This is a genomic window from Breoghania sp. JC706 (assembly GCF_037026715.1).
Lineage (GTDB): Bacteria > Pseudomonadota > Alphaproteobacteria > Rhizobiales > Stappiaceae > Breoghania.
The window spans coordinates 320,485-335,956 of record NZ_JBANCG010000004.1; the positions used below are offsets into that span (position 1 = coordinate 320,485).

16 protein-coding genes are annotated in these 15,472 nt (G+C 67.1%); 3 read left to right on the forward strand and 13 right to left on the reverse strand.

Translation table 11 applies throughout. From position 1 onward, the window contains the following. Positions 1-68: 68 nt before the first annotated feature. Positions 69-1,187, reverse strand: coding sequence for an acetylornithine deacetylase (argE, locus tag V2L18_RS09950; protein ID WP_336178078.1), 1,119 nt, complete (start codon positions 1,185-1,187; stop codon positions 69-71). Between the two features lie 9 nt (positions 1,188-1,196). Next, positions 1,197-1,565, reverse strand: a complete 369-nt coding sequence (locus V2L18_RS09955; protein ID WP_336178079.1) for a cupin domain-containing protein — start codon at positions 1,563-1,565, stop codon at positions 1,197-1,199. 214 nt (positions 1,566-1,779) lie between these two features. Here V2L18_RS09955 and V2L18_RS09960 point away from each other — a divergent pair, with 214 nt between their 5' ends. Both V2L18_RS09960 and V2L18_RS09965 read left to right on the forward strand, forming a co-directional pair. Then, positions 1,780-2,445 (forward strand): haloacid dehalogenase type II, encoded by a 666-nt coding sequence (locus tag V2L18_RS09960; protein ID WP_336178080.1) that lies wholly within the window; start codon positions 1,780-1,782, stop codon positions 2,443-2,445. A gap of 13 nt (positions 2,446-2,458) precedes the next feature. Then, positions 2,459-3,748 carry an FAD-binding oxidoreductase gene (locus V2L18_RS09965; protein WP_336178081.1) on the forward strand — a complete coding sequence of 430 codons (1,290 nt, stop codon included), beginning with the start codon at positions 2,459-2,461 and terminating at the stop codon, positions 3,746-3,748. A 68-nt stretch (positions 3,749-3,816) separates the two neighbouring features. On the opposite strand, the gene V2L18_RS09970 is transcribed toward V2L18_RS09965, so the two are convergent. The 4 genes from V2L18_RS09970 to V2L18_RS09985 form a co-directional block, all read right to left on the reverse strand. Further along, positions 3,817-4,764, reverse strand: coding sequence for a GNAT family N-acetyltransferase (locus V2L18_RS09970; RefSeq protein WP_336178082.1), 948 nt, complete (start codon positions 4,762-4,764; stop codon positions 3,817-3,819). A gap of 195 nt (positions 4,765-4,959) precedes the next feature. After that, a complete protein-coding gene (locus tag V2L18_RS09975) occupies positions 4,960-5,331 on the reverse strand; it encodes a RidA family protein (protein WP_336178083.1) in 372 nt (123 codons plus the stop codon). A gap of 62 nt (positions 5,332-5,393) precedes the next feature. Further along, positions 5,394-6,293, reverse strand: a complete 900-nt coding sequence (locus V2L18_RS09980) for an EamA family transporter (RefSeq protein ID WP_336178084.1) — start codon at positions 6,291-6,293, stop codon at positions 5,394-5,396. A 175-nt stretch (positions 6,294-6,468) separates the two neighbouring features. After that, entirely contained in the window at positions 6,469-7,062 is a 594-nt protein-coding gene (locus V2L18_RS09985) for a MarR family transcriptional regulator (protein WP_336178085.1), read from the reverse strand. Positions 7,063-7,209: 147 nt separating this feature from the next. Between V2L18_RS09985 and V2L18_RS09990 the strand changes: the two genes are divergently transcribed. Beyond that, positions 7,210-7,545 carry a YciI family protein gene (locus V2L18_RS09990; protein WP_336178086.1) on the forward strand — a complete coding sequence of 112 codons (336 nt, stop codon included), beginning with the start codon at positions 7,210-7,212 and terminating at the stop codon, positions 7,543-7,545. A 246-nt stretch (positions 7,546-7,791) separates the two neighbouring features. Here the strand turns inward: V2L18_RS09990 and V2L18_RS09995 are convergent, their stop codons facing one another. The 7 genes from V2L18_RS09995 to V2L18_RS10025 all read right to left on the reverse strand — a co-directional run bounded on the left by V2L18_RS09995 (position 7,792) and on the right by V2L18_RS10025 (position 15,267). After that, positions 7,792-8,589, reverse strand: coding sequence for an ATP-binding cassette domain-containing protein (locus V2L18_RS09995; RefSeq protein WP_336178087.1), 798 nt, complete (start codon positions 8,587-8,589; stop codon positions 7,792-7,794). Positions 8,590-8,593: 4 nt separating this feature from the next. Next, positions 8,594-9,526 (reverse strand): ABC transporter permease, encoded by a 933-nt coding sequence (locus tag V2L18_RS10000; RefSeq protein ID WP_336178088.1) that lies wholly within the window; start codon positions 9,524-9,526, stop codon positions 8,594-8,596. A gap of 1 nt (position 9,527) precedes the next feature. Then, positions 9,528-10,478 (reverse strand): ABC transporter substrate-binding protein, encoded by a 951-nt coding sequence (locus V2L18_RS10005; RefSeq protein ID WP_336178283.1) that lies wholly within the window; start codon positions 10,476-10,478, stop codon positions 9,528-9,530. A 127-nt stretch (positions 10,479-10,605) separates the two neighbouring features. Continuing rightward, a complete protein-coding gene (locus V2L18_RS10010; protein WP_336178089.1) occupies positions 10,606-11,856 on the reverse strand; it encodes an alpha-hydroxy acid oxidase in 1,251 nt (416 codons plus the stop codon). A 22-nt stretch (positions 11,857-11,878) separates the two neighbouring features. Then, entirely contained in the window at positions 11,879-13,279 is a 1,401-nt protein-coding gene (locus tag V2L18_RS10015) for an FAD-linked oxidase C-terminal domain-containing protein (protein ID WP_336178090.1), read from the reverse strand. A 41-nt stretch (positions 13,280-13,320) separates the two neighbouring features. Beyond that, the gene (locus V2L18_RS10020; protein ID WP_336178091.1) at positions 13,321-14,223 is read right to left on the reverse strand and encodes a prephenate dehydratase domain-containing protein; all 903 of its coding nucleotides are present in this window, start codon (positions 14,221-14,223) and stop codon (positions 13,321-13,323) included. Positions 14,224-14,508: 285 nt separating this feature from the next. After that, the gene (locus tag V2L18_RS10025) at positions 14,509-15,267 is read right to left on the reverse strand and encodes a methyltransferase domain-containing protein (RefSeq protein ID WP_336178092.1); all 759 of its coding nucleotides are present in this window, start codon (positions 15,265-15,267) and stop codon (positions 14,509-14,511) included. Positions 15,268-15,472 lie beyond the last annotated feature (205 nt).

A 15,472-nucleotide genomic window follows, 5' to 3' on the forward strand; every position in this document is an offset into this window, starting at 1 on the left:
GCGCGATGCGGGGAGCGATCGGAATCTTGCTCCGCCTCGATGCGGGGCGGCCGCAGAAAATGCCGCCGTCAAACGGCGAGCCGCTGCCCCAGCCGCACGACCATGTCGAATGCCCCGCGCAGTTCGTCCCGCGTCAGGTATTCCTCGGGGCGGTGGGCGCGGGCGATATCGCCGGGGCCGCAGATGATCGAGGGAATTCCGGCTGCCTGAAACAGGCCGGCTTCCGTGCCGAAGCTGACCGCGCCCAGCGCCTTCCGGCCGGAGACCGTCTCCGCCATTTCGGCCAGAGGGTGGCCGCGATCGAGCGCCAGCGCGGGATAGCTCGACAGCCATTCCACCGAAACGTCCTCCCCCGCCGCCGCGATGACCGGGGCCAGCACATCCTGCGGGGCAACGCCGTCGATCGCGCGCGCCTCGATGCGGGCTTCCGCCTCCTCAGGAATGATGTTGATCGCCTGACCGCCGGCGATCGTGCCGATCTGCAGGCTGGACCAGGGCGGCTGGAAGCGGTCGTCCTGGGGGCCACGTTGCAGGTCTTCGGCCTGCGTGCAGGCGGCGGCGAGCACCGGGACGAGCGCGTGAATGGCATTCTTGCCGAGGTCCGGGCGCGAACTGTGCCCGGATCGCCCAATTGCGGAGAACCGGACCGCCGCCTTGCCCTTGTGGGCGAGCACCGGGGTCAGCCCCGTCGGCTCGCCGACGATGCAGCCCGCCGGCCGGGCGCAAAGCTCCGGCAGCGCGGCAAGCAGATGCGGCACGCCCTTGCAGCCGGCTTCCTCATCATAGGACAGCGCGATATGGACGGGCTGCGAGAGGTTCATCGCGCACAGCTCCGGCACCGCCGCAAGCACCGCCGCATCGAAGCCCTTCATGTCGCAGGCGCCGCGCCCGATCAGCTTGCCGTCGACCTCGCGCAGGGCGAAGGGATCGCCCAGCCAGTCGGGCTCGCCGGCGGGTACCACGTCGACATGGCCCGACAGCACATAGCCCGGCCGCGTCGGGTCGCCGATGGTCGCAAAGAGATTGAACCGGTCGCCCTCCGGGCCGGGCAGGACGCGGCAGGCGACGCCGTGACCGTCCAGATAGGCCTTCACGAACGCGATCAGCTCCGCGTTCGAATGGCCGACAACCGTCTTGAACGCGACGAGCCGCGCCAGCATCTCTTCTGGCGTATGGGTGGGAACCATGGTGCCGCCTCAGCTCGCGATGACGAAGATCTTGCGCAGGGTCTCCAGCGTCTTCCATCGGCCGACAAAGCCGGGCTTCATGATGAAGCTGTCGCCCGGACCGAAAACGTGGGTCGCGCCGTCCTCCTCCGAAATCTCCGCGCGGCCCTCAAGGATCTGGCAGAATTCGAAGGTGTCGCCCTTGATGGAGCGTGTGGTGCCGGGCGTCGCCTCCCAGATGCCGGTGCGGATTTTGCCCCATTGGGCCGCTTCGGCAAGCGCGGTGTCGAGCTCCCAGGTCCTGAAGCGCGGCGCGCCTTCGATGAGGCGCTCGGGGGCGGCCGTGTCCTCGCGCGGCGCGAAGGCGGGGGCGGTGTCGATCGGCAGCAACTTGGTCATCTCTGTCTCTTTGTTCGGGAGGCGGGTGCCTGCGTCGACAGCATGCCCGCTCGCTTTCAGCGCTCGAAACCGATCTCGGCCGGGAGGCAGCACCTCCTGCCGCGCAGGGTCCGCGCTTCAGAATTTCCTGCGTCCAGAACCGAAAACGCGGCAAGCTGTGTCGCCGCAACCGGGCCACGATGCATGGCATCAGACGGTGCTCCGGAGAAACAGCATGGCCTTCCGCCCCAAATTCATCACCTTCGATTGCCACGGCACGATGATCTTCTTCGACATGGCAGGCGCGGCCCGCGACCATTACGCGGACAAGCTCGGCGCAGAGCAGATGGATGCGTTCATCCGCGATTTTTCGGCCTACCGGCTGGACGAGGTTCTGGGCGCCTGGAAGCCTTACGCCGATGTCGTGCACAATTCGCTGGAACGCACCTGCAAGCGCAACGGCATCGCGTTCGACCCCGCGATCGCGGAGGACATCTACAACCGCGTGCCCACCTGGGGTCCGCACCCGGATGTTCCGGCAGGCCTTGCGAAGGTCGCGAAGGAATTCCCGCTCGTGGCGCTCACCAACTCGATGAACAGCCAGATCCCGCACAACATCGCCAGGCTCGGCGCGCCGATCACCCATGTCTACACGGCCGAGGACGCACAGGCCTACAAGCCCCAGATGCGGGCCTTCGAATACATGTTCGACATGCTCGGCTGCGGCCCGGAGGATGTCCTGCACGTGTCGTCGAGCATGCGCTACGATCTCATGACGGCGCATGATCTCGGCATCAAGAACAAGGTCTGGGTCAATCGCGGACACGAGCCCGCCAACCCTTATTACGGCTATACCGAAATCCCCGATGTGACGGCCCTGCCCGCCATTCTCGGCCTCTAGGGCGGGACGTGCGATGAAGTATCTGTCGTATTGGCACGATACCGCGCCGACCTTTTCGAAGGCGCAACAGGGGCCGGTCGAGGGCAAGGTGGACGTCGCGGTGATCGGCGGCGGCTTTACCGGCCTCAATGCGGCCCGCAAGCTGGCCCGCGAGGGCGTCAGCGTCGCGGTGCTGGAAAACCTGCATGTCGGCGCCGGCGGTTCGGGCCGCAATGGCGGACACCTGAACAACGGCCTCGCCCACGGCTATGCGGAGGCGAAGGCGCATCTGGGTGCCGAGCGCGCCCATACGCTCTATCGCGCCTTCGACCGCTCGATCGACATGATCGAGGAGGTCGTGCGCGAGGAGAACATCGCCTGCGACTTTCGCCGCTCGGGCAAGCTGAAGCTCGCCTCCAAGCCCTCCCACGTGGCCGGGCTGAAGGCAGGCTTCGAGCTCATCCATCGCGAGGTCGATCCCGACACAAGCTGGCTGGAGCGCGGCGATCTGGAGAACGAGATCGGCTCGCAGGCCTTTCATGGTGCCATGCTCTACGGCAAGTCCGCCATGATGCACATGGGCAAATATGCGGCCGGGCTCGCAGAGGCGGCCCACGCGCACGGGGCCCTGATCTGGGAAAATGCTCCCGTGACCGGCCGCACGCGGCTTTCCTCCGGCTGGCAGTTGCAAACCCCGCGCGGGACGCTCCAGGCCGATCGGGTCATCGTGGCGACGGGGGCCTATTCGCGCGAGGTGCGCGCCGCACCGCTCGACTACTTCCGGCGGCGCATCATCTCCGTCGGATCGTTCATCGTCGCGACGCGCCCCCTCAGCGAGCGGGAAGTCGCGGCGACCATGCCCGGCAACCGGACCTGCGTCACCTCGATGAATGTCGGCAACTACTTCCGGCTGTCGCCGGACCGCCGCCTCATCTTCGGCGGACGGGCACGCTTTTCGGCCGTTTCCGATCAGCGTTCGGACGCGAAATCGGGCAGGATCCTGCGCGCCGGTATCGACCGGATCTTCCCGCATCTGGCCGATGTGCCGCTCGACTACTGCTGGGGCGGCCTCGTGGGCATGACGAAGGATCGCTATCCCCGCATCGGAGAGGCCGACGGCATGATCTACGGCATGGGTTATTCCGGCCATGGCGCGCAGATGTCGACGCTGGCCGGACAGGTGCTGGCCGATCTCGCCATGGGGCGGCAGGGCACGAACCCGCTGGACGGGCTCGCCTGGCCGGCCGTTCCCTTCAACCGCGGCAATCCTTGGTTCCTGCCGATGGTCGGCCTGTGGTTCCGGCTGAGGGACCGGCTGTCCTGACAGCCGCACGCATTCGCTGGGCGCTCCGCCCGGGTCACCCCAGCGCCCGGGTCACCCCAGCGCCCGGGTCACCCCAGCGAATGAGCCGCAAGGCCGTAGATCTGGAGGCCCTCAAGCGGGCGGCGCTGTCTTCCGTAGTACATTTCGGTCACGGTGTCGTACACGCCGAGCCCGCCGGCGGACAGGAAGGCTTCGAACGTCTTGCTCTCCACCGGCGTGTCGAGACGCACGAATTCGCCCTCGTGCGCCTTGATGAGCGGGGCGACGAGCATCATGGCGGTGGCATCGTCTTCGGCGATCACCGGACCGATGACCTTGCCGCGACCGAACGAACGGATCAGGGCGTATCCGCAGATCCCGCCGTCGCGCTCCACCACCACGCCGCTGGCGACCTTGGCCAGCAGGTCCAGCGTTTTCGTCCGCTCCGCGCCAAAGGCGATCTTGTCGAGCACGCGCAGGGCGGGCCAGTCGTCCGGCTGCAGCGTTCGCACCGTGAGGCCCGGAACCGGAGAGGGAAGGCGGAACGGGCGCGCGATACCCTGGTGCTGCCATATGGTCACCAGCGGAACGAAGCCTTCGGTCTCGTAGAGCCAGTAGCCGGATCGCGTCGCGCTCAGGCGCATGTCCCTGCCGGCGGCGTCCGCCATGATATGGCCGAGCAGCCAGCGGCCGGTTCCAAGCGTCTGCAACCGCGGCGCGGTGACCATCATGCCAAGCATGGCGAAATCGTCGCCGGCGAAATAGTGCATGGCCGAGCCCATCGCACGGCCGATCTCGTCCGTCGCCAGATATCCCTCGCCAAGCGCCAGAAATTCGTCCAGATCGCGGGTGCGGTGCGGCCAGAACACGCTGACGGTGAGCTCGTGCAGCAAGGGCCGGTCGGCGGGGGTTATCCGCCGGGCCACCGCGTCATAGTTGTCGACGCGCAGCCGATTGGCCTCCGGCGCAGGATCGCCGCCTTCACAAGCCGCATCGACGTTCCCGCTTTCCGATCCGCCGACAACCATTGGCCCCATAACCTTTTCGCGTGCCACCGGAGGTAGCCCCTCATCCTTCGGATTCACACCATAACCGCAATAGCCCCAGTTTTGTCTCAGGTGGCGCCCATTTTTCTGCCGTATCCGCACGACAGACAACAGCTTTGTGCCGTTGGGCCGGGCACGGGATCTCTCGGCACCGGCACGGTTATCGGGCAACGGGATGCGAACGCCTCATGCCGATGGCTTGTAGGCGAGAGCCTCGACCTCCACTTTCGCATCGACCATAAGACGCCCGGCCACGCAGGAGCGGGCGGGCGGATTTTTCGGGAAATACTCGCCGTAGACCGCGTTGAAGCGCTGGAAGTCGGCCGGATCGCTCAACCAGATCGTCGTCTTGACCACGTCGTCAAGCGTGGCGCCGGCCTGTTTCAGAACGGCCGCGATGTTGTCGAGGACCTGCCGGGTCTGGACCTCGATGTCGCCGCCGACCAGCGTGCCGTCGGCGGCGAAGGGCACCTGACCGGAAAGGTGGATGTGATCGCCGGCCCTGACCGCGGCGGAAAGCGGAACCACGGGGTGAACGCCGAAGGTCTGCTTCTGCATGGAGTATCCTTTCGCAAAGTCTGCCGGATCACGGGGCCTGCCGGATTACGGGGCCTGCCCGATCACGAAGCCTGTTTTGCGCGGGCGGGCCGGCCGGCCTGGGAGCTGAGCACGAGAATGTTGCCGACAAGCACCGCGCAGCCGCCGCTCACCACGCTCGCGTCGATCCGCAGGCCTTCGAAGAGCGCGGAAAGCAGCAGCGCCACCACCGGCACCAGCGCCAGCGTGTAGGAGGCGCTGGCCGCGCCGATCCTTTGCACGAGGCTGAAATACATGAAGAACGTGACGCAGGAGGCGATGATCGCCAGATAGGCGAGCCCGGCTAGATAGGCGAGAGAAACGTCGACCTGGAAACTCGCATCGCCGATCAGGGCGAGGCCGAAGGAGAACAGCGCCCCGCACAGAGCCGCCCAGCTCATCAGCACGGAGATGGGAATGCCGGCGCGCTGGTTGCGCATCGCCACCACCGTGCCGCAGCCGGTGCACGCCGCCGCCGCCAGCGCCAGCGCGGCCCCGGTAACGGTTCCCGCCCCCGAGGACAGCGCGATGAATTGCGGCGCCGCGATCACGGCGAGCCCGATGATGCCGACGACGATGCCGGCCAGCATCCGCAAGGTGATGGGGGCTGACAGGAATAGCCAGCCAATCAGCGCGGCAAAGAGCGAGGACGTCGACAGGATCAGCGCCGCGATGCCAGACGGGATCAGCGCCGTGGCGTGATAGAAGGTGATGAAGGCCAGGCCGAAGAACAAAACGCCCTGCAGCGCCACCCAGGGGCGGTCGATCGGGCGTATGCCGAGGCTCTGACCGCGCGCCAGGCTCCAGCCGAACATGGCCAGGCTCACGAGTGCCATCCGATATCCGACCGAGACCTCCGGCGCGCCCGAGATCGCCTGCTGGCCAGTGACGATGGCGCTGCTGCCCCACAGGACGGCGGTGGCTACAAAAAGAAGCGCGCGCATGTGTTGGGTCTGCCTTTCGTGATCGCGGGCCGGATCGCAGGCTCCGGGGCGCCAGGCCCTTCGGGAAAAGGCGCCTGAACAAAAAGAAACCAATTGAACTCAATATCTTGAGCACATTCCGATCATCAAGCCCGATCGATACCTGCTCCGGTCAGCCCGTTATCGCCCGCCTTTTTTATGAGCCGGATGCCTCTTCGTTCGTTTCCGTGCTCTCCCGCACGCCCCTCCAGCCGCGTGCCATGATGCCGGCGCTGGCGTTGTCGAGCTTGGTGAGAATGCCGTCGAGCATCGCGAGTTCATCCTTGGAGACCGCGTCGGTCAGTTCCCGTTCGAGCCGCTGCGCCAGATCGGAAATCTCGGTGAAGGCCTCCCAGCCGCTTTGCGTCAGCTCGATCGCGGCGTAGCGCTTGTCGGTGCGGCCAGTCTGGCGGCGGGCGTAGCCGAGTTCCACCAGCTGCCGGATCGCGCGCGAGATCGCGAACTGGTCGAGCCCGCCGGCCTGGCAGATCTCCTTGACGCTGACGCCGGGACGATTGGCGACGATCGCCATGGTGCGCCAGGCGGAGCGCGAAAACCCGAATTTGGGTCCGTAGAAGGCATTGAGGACGTCGGCGACGCGAACGGAGACACGGAACAGACGATAGGGCAGCCAGGATTCGAGCTGCAACGCCGCGGCCTGCTGCGAGGCGGAGGACTCATCCGGTGCGGGGGCGCCTTCGGACAGGTCGTTTCCATCCAGGCTCTGGTTTTTATTGCTATATAATTGCATATTGCAACTATATCCTCTTTAATCACGTATGGCAACAGCCTGTGCCACCCAAGACCCGCAACAGGGGCCCTGTTGCGGGTCTTGGGTGGCACGCGGAGGAGGCGCGCATCGCAAACGGCTATGACACGCAAAACAGGGGAGCAGACCATGCCATACGTTGTTCATTGTATCGACCGGCCCGATGCGGGCGATTTGCGCCAGCGCACGCGGGCGGAGCATCTGGAATACATGATCGCCCACGGCGACCGTGTCGCGTTCGGCGGACCGCTGCAGGATGATGACGGAACGAAGGTGATCGGAAGCCTCATGGTGTTGTCCTTCGACACACGGGCGGAGGTGGACGCCTTCCTCGCGGCCGAGCCCTACGCGCGCGCCGGCCTGTTCGCGGACCTCAGCGTCAGTCGCCTGCGCCAGATGGTGCCGGAAAACCCGCCGGGCCTGCTGCTGCGGGAGTTGGAACGCGAGCAGGCGGCGCTGGCCTGAGCAGGGCCGGAAGATCAAGGGCGGACCTTCTGTTTGAAGGCACACGCCGCCCTCTCTCTTCCCCCTTCTCCCACCGGGAGAGGGGTGGGAGGCTTTTCGGTTTCTACATCCCAGCAAGAGTTCGCCCCCGCGCGCTCCTTGCAACGTGCGCGTCACGCATCGCTCCGGCTAAAGCGGATACGCTTCCTAGTCGCGGTCCTAAACAGGCCGCTCCGAAACAGTCCTGCCCGCCGGGCCCCAAGGCGATCAGGCCAGCACGAGCTGATCGTCCTCCACCGCGCTGCCCGTGGTCTTCTTGAACAGGTCGAGCAGGTCGGGAACGTCATAGTCCTTGCGCTTGTCGCCGTGGATGTCGAGGAGGATGCGGCCCGCGTTCATCATGATGGTGCGGGTGCCGAAATCGAGCGAGTTGCGCATGCTGTGGGTCACCATCAGCGTCGTCAGCCGCTGCTCGCCGGTGATCTCCGCCGAAAGGTCCAGAACGGTGGCCGCCGCGCCGGGATCGAGCGCCGCGGTGTGCTCGTCCAGGATCAGGATCTTCATCGGCAGAAGGGTCGCCATGAGCAGGCTGAGCGCCTGCCGCTGGCCGCCGGAAAGGGTGCCGGCCAAGGCGCCCAGCCGATCCTCCAGCCCCATTCCGAGCCGGGCGACCTGATCGGCCAGCCGCCGGCGCTGACTGCCGCGGCCGAGCGCGGTGCGAAGGCCCCGGCGCCCGCCCCGGCTCGCCGCCAGCGCCAGGTTTTCCTCCACCGTCAGGGAAGAACAGGTCCCCGCCCGGGGCTCCTGGAACACCCGGCCAATCATCGCGGCGCGCTGTTCCGTCGGCCAGGCGGTCACGTCGTGGCCATCGATATAGATGCCGCCGCGGTCGAGGCGGACATCGCCGGCGACCGCCGACAGCAGCGTCGACTTGCCGGCCCCGTTGGTGCCGATCACCGTCACGAATTCCCCCGCCTCGATGTCGAGATCGACGCCGCGCAGGGCCGGCACCGCCAGCGGAGTGCCGGGATTGAAGGTGACGTAGGCGTCGCAGACGCTCAGCATGGGTCTATCCTTTCTGCGGTTGCGGGGCGGCGAAGGCGCGGCGCAGCGCCGGCCACAGCCTGAACCGGCTGTTGCGCCGGGCCTGGGACAGCACGACCGCGACGGCGACGACGACGGCGGTGACGAGGTTCAGGTCCTGCGCCTCAATACCGAGGAAGCCCGCGTTCAGCGCTGCCGCGATGAAGAAGCGATAGAGAACCGCGCCGATCAGACAGCCGAGCGTCGCCCATGCCACCTTGATCGAGCCGAGCAGGGTCTCGCCGATGATCAGGGCGGCGAGGCCGGTCACGATCGTGCCGATGCCCATGGAGACGTCGGCCACGCCCTGGCTCTGGGCAAACAGGGAGCCGGCCAGGCCGACGAGCGCATTGCTGAGCGTTATGCCGATCATCGTCATGCGGGCATTGCCGACGGACTGGGCGCGCGCCATGACCGGGTTCTCGCCGCTGGCACGGAGCGCCAGCCCGATCTGGGTGGAGAGGAACCAGTCGACGAGGAATTTCATCGCCAACGCGATGACCAGAAGCACCACGCAATTGGTCCAGATGCCGAAATCGAGCAGCGTCTCGAAGGGCGTGAAGATGGTCGTCTCGCCATAGAGCGAGATGTTCGGGCGCCCCATCACCCGCAGGTTGATCGAGTAGAGGGCGACCATGGTCAGGATGCCGGCCAGCAGGTTGAGGATGCGGAAGCGGACATTGAGGATGCCGGAGACGAGACCGGCCGCGCCCCCGGCGAACATTCCCACGACCGTGGCCAGGAAGGGGTTCATGCCGTTGACGATGGCGACGGCGGTGGCGGCGGCACCGAGGGGAAAGCTGCCGTCGACCGTCAGGTCGGGAAAGTTGAGGACGCGGAAGGAGAGATAGACCCCCAGCGCGACCAGCGAGAAGAGGAGCCCGGCTTCCAGGGCTCCGGAAATGGCGAGCGCACTCATCTTATTCGATCACTTTCGTGGCGGTTTCCAGCAGATCACCCGGAACCTCAACGCCCATGGCGGCCGCCGAGGTCTTGTTCAGGTAGAGATCCTGGGTGTCGAGAACGCCCACGGGGATCTCCGCCGGGCTCTCGCCCTTGAGGATGCGCACCGCCATCTTGCCCGTCAGCCGGCCGAGCTTGTAGTAGTCGAAGCCGAGGGCGGCGAGCGCCCCGCGTTTCACGGAATCCGTGTCACTGGCAAAGACCGGCACCTTGGCTTTCCGCCCGACATTCACCACGCTCTCGATCGCCGCCACCACGGTGCTGTCGGTGGGGATCAGGATGACGTCCGCGCGCCCGGCGAGGCTGAGGGCGGCGTCACCGACCATCGCGGTCTGGGAGGCCGTGCTCTCCTCAAGTTCCAGACCGTAATCGGCCAGAGCCGCCTTCAGGGCCTCGACCTGGGCGACGGAATTGGCTTCGCCCGCATTGTAGATGACGCCGAGTTTCTTGGCCTTCGGCACAAGCTGCTTGATCAGCTTCAGGGTCGGGCCGAAGGGCTGCCGGTCGCTCGTGCCGGTTATGTTGCCGCCGGGCGCCTCCATGCTTTTGACGAGCTTGCTCCCCACCGGGTCGGTCACGGCGGAAAAGACGATGGGGATCTTGCCGTCGGCCGCGCTTTGCAGCGCCTGGGCGGAAGGAGTGGAGATGGCGACCAGCAGGTCGGGCCGCATGCCGGCGAACTTCTTCGCGATCTGGAGCTGGGTGGGCATGGACCCTTGCGCGCTCTGAACGTGCAGGGTCAGCGTCTCGCCCTCCTTGTAGCCCGCCTCCGCCAGTTCATCGACCACGCCCTTGCGGGCGGCGTCGATGGCGGGGTGATCGACGATGTAGGTGATGGCGACGTTCGTCATCTCGCCGGCCCGGGCGTTGAGATCATTTGGCCCATCAAGGCCGGGCAGGCCGGTCATGGTCAGGAGCGCGGCTGCGGCGCATGCGGCCAGTTTTTGCCGAAACATCGTGTCTGTTCCTCTGTGGCGTTCTTTTGCTGGAAGATTTGTCTTTGTCGTTCGTGTCCTGCCCGCTGCGGTGCCGGGATCAAGGCAGGGCGCCCTGCCGCTTTTCCGCGACGAGGGAAAGCGGACCGGCCGCCGGTGCCTGGGGGATGCTCGCTGCGGCCTCCGGCGCCATTCCGGGCGCCTCCATCGGGCGCGGACTGCGCAACATCGCCGGGCCGAAATCCTTGATGGCGCGCGCGCCCATCAGCATCTGCGCGATTTCCAGCTCGCTTTTCAGGATGTCGAGCGCCCGGCGCACGCCGGCTTCGCCGCCGCCGGCCAGCGCGAACAGCGTCGCCCGCCCGACCTGCACGGCGTCGGCCCCCAGCGCGAGCGCGCGCGCGATGTCGGACCCGGTGCGGAAACCGCTGTCGACGAGAAGCGTCAGGCGCGCGCCGGCCTGGGCCCGGAACTCCGCCAGAATGTCGATCGTGGCGACGGCCCCGTCGAGCTGCCGTCCGCCATGGTTTGAAATGACCAGCCCGTCGACGCCGGTCTCCACCGCCTTCGCCACCTGCCCCGGATCGAGCATGCCCTTGACGAGCAGCGGTCCGTCCCAGGCGTCGCGCACCCACTTGATGTCCTCCCAGCCGACGGAGGGATCGAGCTGCGCCTGCATCAGCTCGGCGATCGTGTCGGCCTCGTCCAGGCCGAGTTCGGCGGCCATGACCTCCAGCCGGGGCGCGCCGGCGCGGGCCATGCGCAGGCTCCAGGCGGGATGGGCGGCGAGGCTCGCGAGCTTGGCGGGCGTCCAGCGGAACGGCAGGGTGAAGCCGTTTCGCGCGTCGCGCAGGCGACGGCCGGGAATGGCGTTGTCGACCGTCACCTCCAGCGCCTTGAAGCCGAGGGCCTTGGCCTTGGCGATCAGCCGGGCGCTGACCGCACGGTCCTTGAAGATGTAGAGCTGGAACCATTTTGCGCCTGCTTCTGCGGCGGCGACCTCCTCCATGGTGGCGGTCGCCGCCGTGCTCATGACGAAGGGGATGCCGCCCTTGGAGGCGGCGCGCGCCAGATCGACATCGCCGCGCGGCCAGGCGGCTCCGGCCAGCCCGGTGGGTCCGATAATCACCGGCATTGAATAGTCACGGCCAAAAAGGCTGACGGACTGTGAGCAGGCCTGCACGTCCACCGGCGCGCGGCCGACGAGACGGTGACGGTCGAGCGCGGACCGGTTCTCCGCCAGAGTGTTCTCGCTGCCGCTGCCGCCGTCGATGAAATCGAAGACGAAACGCGGCAGCCGGCGCTTGGCCTGCTCGCGGAAATCGGCGATCGATTGGGGCTGATGTTTCATCGTTTTTCGTCGTTCCTCCCGCTCAGGTGAAGGGCAGCGCGTCGCTGGCCTCGATGATCTTTCCCGGGTTGAGAATGTCGCGCGGATCGAGCGCCCGCTTGATCGCCGCCATCGCGCGGATACCGGCGCTGCCGTGTTCCTCGACGAGGTAGCCGCGCTTGCCGTAGCCGATGCCGTGCTCGCCGGTGATCGTGCCGCCAAGCGCGATGGCGCGGCGCGACAGGCGCGACAGAAGCTCGTCGACATTGGCCTTCTCCCGCGCGTTGTCGGGATCGAAGACGACGCAGAGGTGGAAATTGCCGTCGCCGACATGGCCGCAGATCGGCGCGGTGACATCGAGTTCGGCGCAATCGCTGCGGGCGAGCGCGATCGCCTCCGCCATCCGCGAGACGGGAACGCAACTGTCGGTGGGAATGCCCTTGGCGCCGGGGCGCAGCGCGATGGCCGCCCACCATGCGTCGTGGCGGGCCTGCCAGATCCGGTTGCGGTCTTCCGGGCTCTGCGCCGTCTTCACGTCGAGCGGTTCGAAATCCCCGGCGATCTCGGTGATCCAGGTCATCTGCCGGGCGACGGTCTGCGGGTCGCCGGCACATTCAAGAATGAGCGTGTCGCCGATCGTCAGGCCGAGTTTCGAATAGGCCTCCACCGCCGCGATCTGCACGTCGTCGAGATATTCGATCCGCGCGATCGGCAGGCCGGAACCCATGATGGCGATCGCGCAATCGATCGCGGCGGATGAGGAGGGAAAGGCGATCAGCGCCGTTTCCGTCGCCTCCGGGATCGGGTGCAGGCGGATCGTGGCCGACACGATGACGCCCAGCGTGCCCTCCGCGCCGACGAACATCTGGGTCAGGTTGTAGCCGGCCGAGGACTTGCGCGCGGCGCTCGCGGTGCGAAGCCGGGTGCCGTCGGCCAGCACCACGTCGAGCGACACGACGTGGTCCTTCATCGTGCCGTAGCGCACCGCGTTCGTGCCCGAGGCCCGCGTCGAGATCATGCCGCCGATGGAGGCGTCCGCCCCTGGATCCACGGGAAAGAACAGGCCGGTGTCGCGCAGATGCGCGTTCAGCGTCTTGCGCGTCACGCCCGGCTCGACCACGCAGGTCATGTCGGCCGGGCTCACCGGGCCGATGGCGTTCATGCGCGAGGTGTCGAGGCAGATACCGCCCTTGAGCGCCGCCACGTGCCCCTCGCAGGACGAGCCGGTGCCAAACGGGATGACGGGGACACGATGGGCATGACAGGTGGCCAGGATGAAGACGACCTCGTCCGCGGTTTCGGGAAAGGCGACGGCGTCGGGCGGATGGGGCGGCAGGTAGCTCGCATCCTGGCCATGTTGTTCGCGCACGGGGCGGGCGGTGGACAGGCGCTCGCCGAGCCGCGCCGCGAGGGCGGCGAGAACGGTTTCCAGTGCGTCCGCCAAAGGCGACCGTGCAGATTGTTGTTGCAGGGGAGCGGGGCTCGTCATTGCAAGCCCCCCCGGTTCACGTTTGCGCGGGTCCGCGTGCCGGTCGCGTGCATCGGAAACACGCCCAGAATGGCGTGGCGGGTCGAGTGCCGGACGAGAGTATCGATCGCCTGACGGACGTCGTCGCGTTCGGGATGACCCTCGAACTCGCACAGGAAACGGGTGGCGACGAACTGGCCGTCAACCAGATAGCTTTCCAGCTTGGTCATGTTGATGCCGGCGTCGGCGAACCCGCTCAGGGCACGGAAGAGAGCCCCCGGGGCGTTGTCCAGCTCGAAGAGCAGCGAGGTCAGGATGTCCGGTTCGTGCGGTGCCGGAACGACCGGGTCGCGCGCCAGCACGTAGAAGCGGGTCATGTTGACGGGGTTGTCCTCGATATTGCGCTTGAGGATCGTCAGGCCGTAGGTGCGGGCGGCCAGTTCGGAGGCCACGGCCGCGTCCGCCCCCTCCCCCGACCGTCTGACAAGGGCGGCGGCGGTGGCGGTGTTGCTCTGCTCCACCGCCGCGAGCCCATGCGCGGCGAGGAACCGGCGGACCTGATTGAGCGCGACGGGATGCGAATGCACCCGCCGGATCTGATCCAGCGAGCGACCCGCCGGCGCCACCAGATGCAGCTCGATGGGCAGGAAGATCTCGCCGACGATCCTCAGCCCGGCCTCCGGCGCCAGGCCGATCTCGGGCAGGAGCAGGTGGATGTCGGGCACACGTCCGGCGAGAAGGTTCTCGCATGGCAGCACCGCGGCCTCCGCCCTGCCCGCGCGCACCGCCTCGATGACCTGGAGAAGACTGCCGCAGGCGATGGCGCGGGCCCGCGGAAAGGCCGTGCGGCAGGCGATCTGGGCGAAGGCGCCGGCGCTGCCGTGATAGGTCACGACGGCGGGAGCGAACGGGCTTCGCATGTCCCTCCCCTGCGCGCCCTGTCCCCTTGCGCCTCCGGGCCCGCTCACCCGTCCATGACCGGCGCCGAGGGATTTCAGCGCCGGGTTGCGGGCGACGTTGCGGATCGGGACCTTGCTCCCCCGCCGGGAGATCGCGCCCGGCAGGTCGGGCCGCGAACGCCGGCGCGCGCCGGCATCCCCGCAAACGAGCCTTTCGCGAAGATGTCCGCCGGGATCGCGGCCCAGCATGTGACGACTTGGAGTGCTGCGACTTGGGCGCATGGTGAGGATCCTCGCCGTTATCTCTCAGCCATGGGTCGGAAGAACAGCGGACATGACCGTCATGGGCCACATGAGGGCCCAGCCGGAGGTGGTCTCGCTCACGCAGAGATACCGGTCGGCTGCCTCGAAACAGTCCTCGGCGGTGTAATCGGGCTTGGCGGAGAACAGCAGCTGCAGAAAGCGGCCGATATCCTCGCGCCGCGCGAACTCCCAGGGGGTGATCACCTCATGGAAGACGGGCTGGCCCCAGCCGGTGAGCATGCACAGGCTCTCTGCGAAATCGTGCGAGAGGAAGGCCACCTCGTGGCCGGTGCTGCAACTGCGCGCGATGAAGGCGTCGAAGTAGCGCGCCAGCGGCGTGCCGGCGAAGATGTCGGCGATGACGAGGCGGGCGCCGGGACGCGCAACTTGCGCGAAACGCGTGAAGGCGGCGGTCTTGTCGGTGACGTGATGGATCGCGCCGCGGCTCCAGACCGCGTCGAAGCCGTCGAAATTGATGTCGAGCGTGTCCGCGGAGGCCGGAACGACGCGGATGTTGCCGTACCGGCTCATCTCCTCCAGTTCGCGAAGCTGGTCGGTGGAGGGGTCGCTGGCGACCAGAAGCCCGTTCGGGCCGACGAATTCGGCGATCGCCTTGGAGAAATAACCGTTGCCCGCGCCGACCTCCAGAATGCGTTCGCCGGCAACCGGGTTCAGAAATCGCTTCATGCAGGCAATGTCGGGGCGCCAGGCATCCGCATAGTCCGACAGCGCGTTGCGATAGTCGGAAGACCGCTTGCCCATGAATTCCAATGATTTCGTGTCAATTTTCGCATCGGCATACATCACGATGGTCCTTCTGGTCGTAGCAGGGTGGTGACCGCTCGAAAGTACGGTGCTGCGGGGTTTCCTCCGTTCATTGTTGGCCGCCCGCTCCTGGGAGCGGAGGGCAGTCGCAATCGTCCTCGCCAGGGCGGCACGCGTGTCGCGGCCTTCGCCGGCTTGCAGC

Coding starts and splice junctions, on each gene's coding strand:
- argE (WP_336178078.1), bottom strand. CDS start 1,187: ATGGTTCCCACCCATACGCCAGAAGAGATGCTGGCGCGGCTCGTCGCG.
- V2L18_RS09955 (WP_336178079.1), bottom strand. CDS start 1,565: ATGACCAAGTTGCTGCCGATCGACACCGCCCCCGCCTTCGCGCCGCGC.
- V2L18_RS09960 (WP_336178080.1), top strand. CDS start 1,780: ATGGCCTTCCGCCCCAAATTCATCACCTTCGATTGCCACGGCACGATG.
- V2L18_RS09965 (WP_336178081.1), top strand. CDS start 2,459: ATGAAGTATCTGTCGTATTGGCACGATACCGCGCCGACCTTTTCGAAG.
- V2L18_RS09970 (WP_336178082.1), bottom strand. CDS start 4,764: ATGGGGCCAATGGTTGTCGGCGGATCGGAAAGCGGGAACGTCGATGCG.
- V2L18_RS09975 (WP_336178083.1), bottom strand. CDS start 5,331: ATGCAGAAGCAGACCTTCGGCGTTCACCCCGTGGTTCCGCTTTCCGCC.
- V2L18_RS09980 (WP_336178084.1), bottom strand. CDS start 6,293: ATGCGCGCGCTTCTTTTTGTAGCCACCGCCGTCCTGTGGGGCAGCAGC.
- V2L18_RS09985 (WP_336178085.1), bottom strand. CDS start 7,062: ATGCAATTATATAGCAATAAAAACCAGAGCCTGGATGGAAACGACCTG.
- V2L18_RS09990 (WP_336178086.1), top strand. CDS start 7,210: ATGCCATACGTTGTTCATTGTATCGACCGGCCCGATGCGGGCGATTTG.
- V2L18_RS09995 (WP_336178087.1), bottom strand. CDS start 8,589: ATGCTGAGCGTCTGCGACGCCTACGTCACCTTCAATCCCGGCACTCCG.
- V2L18_RS10000 (WP_336178088.1), bottom strand. CDS start 9,526: ATGAGTGCGCTCGCCATTTCCGGAGCCCTGGAAGCCGGGCTCCTCTTC.
- V2L18_RS10005 (WP_336178283.1), bottom strand. CDS start 10,478: ATGACCGGCCTGCCCGGCCTTGATGGGCCAAATGATCTCAACGCCCGG.
- V2L18_RS10010 (WP_336178089.1), bottom strand. CDS start 11,856: ATGAAACATCAGCCCCAATCGATCGCCGATTTCCGCGAGCAGGCCAAG.
- V2L18_RS10020 (WP_336178091.1), bottom strand. CDS start 14,223: ATGCGAAGCCCGTTCGCTCCCGCCGTCGTGACCTATCACGGCAGCGCC.
- V2L18_RS10025 (WP_336178092.1), bottom strand. CDS start 15,267: ATGGGCAAGCGGTCTTCCGACTATCGCAACGCGCTGTCGGACTATGCG.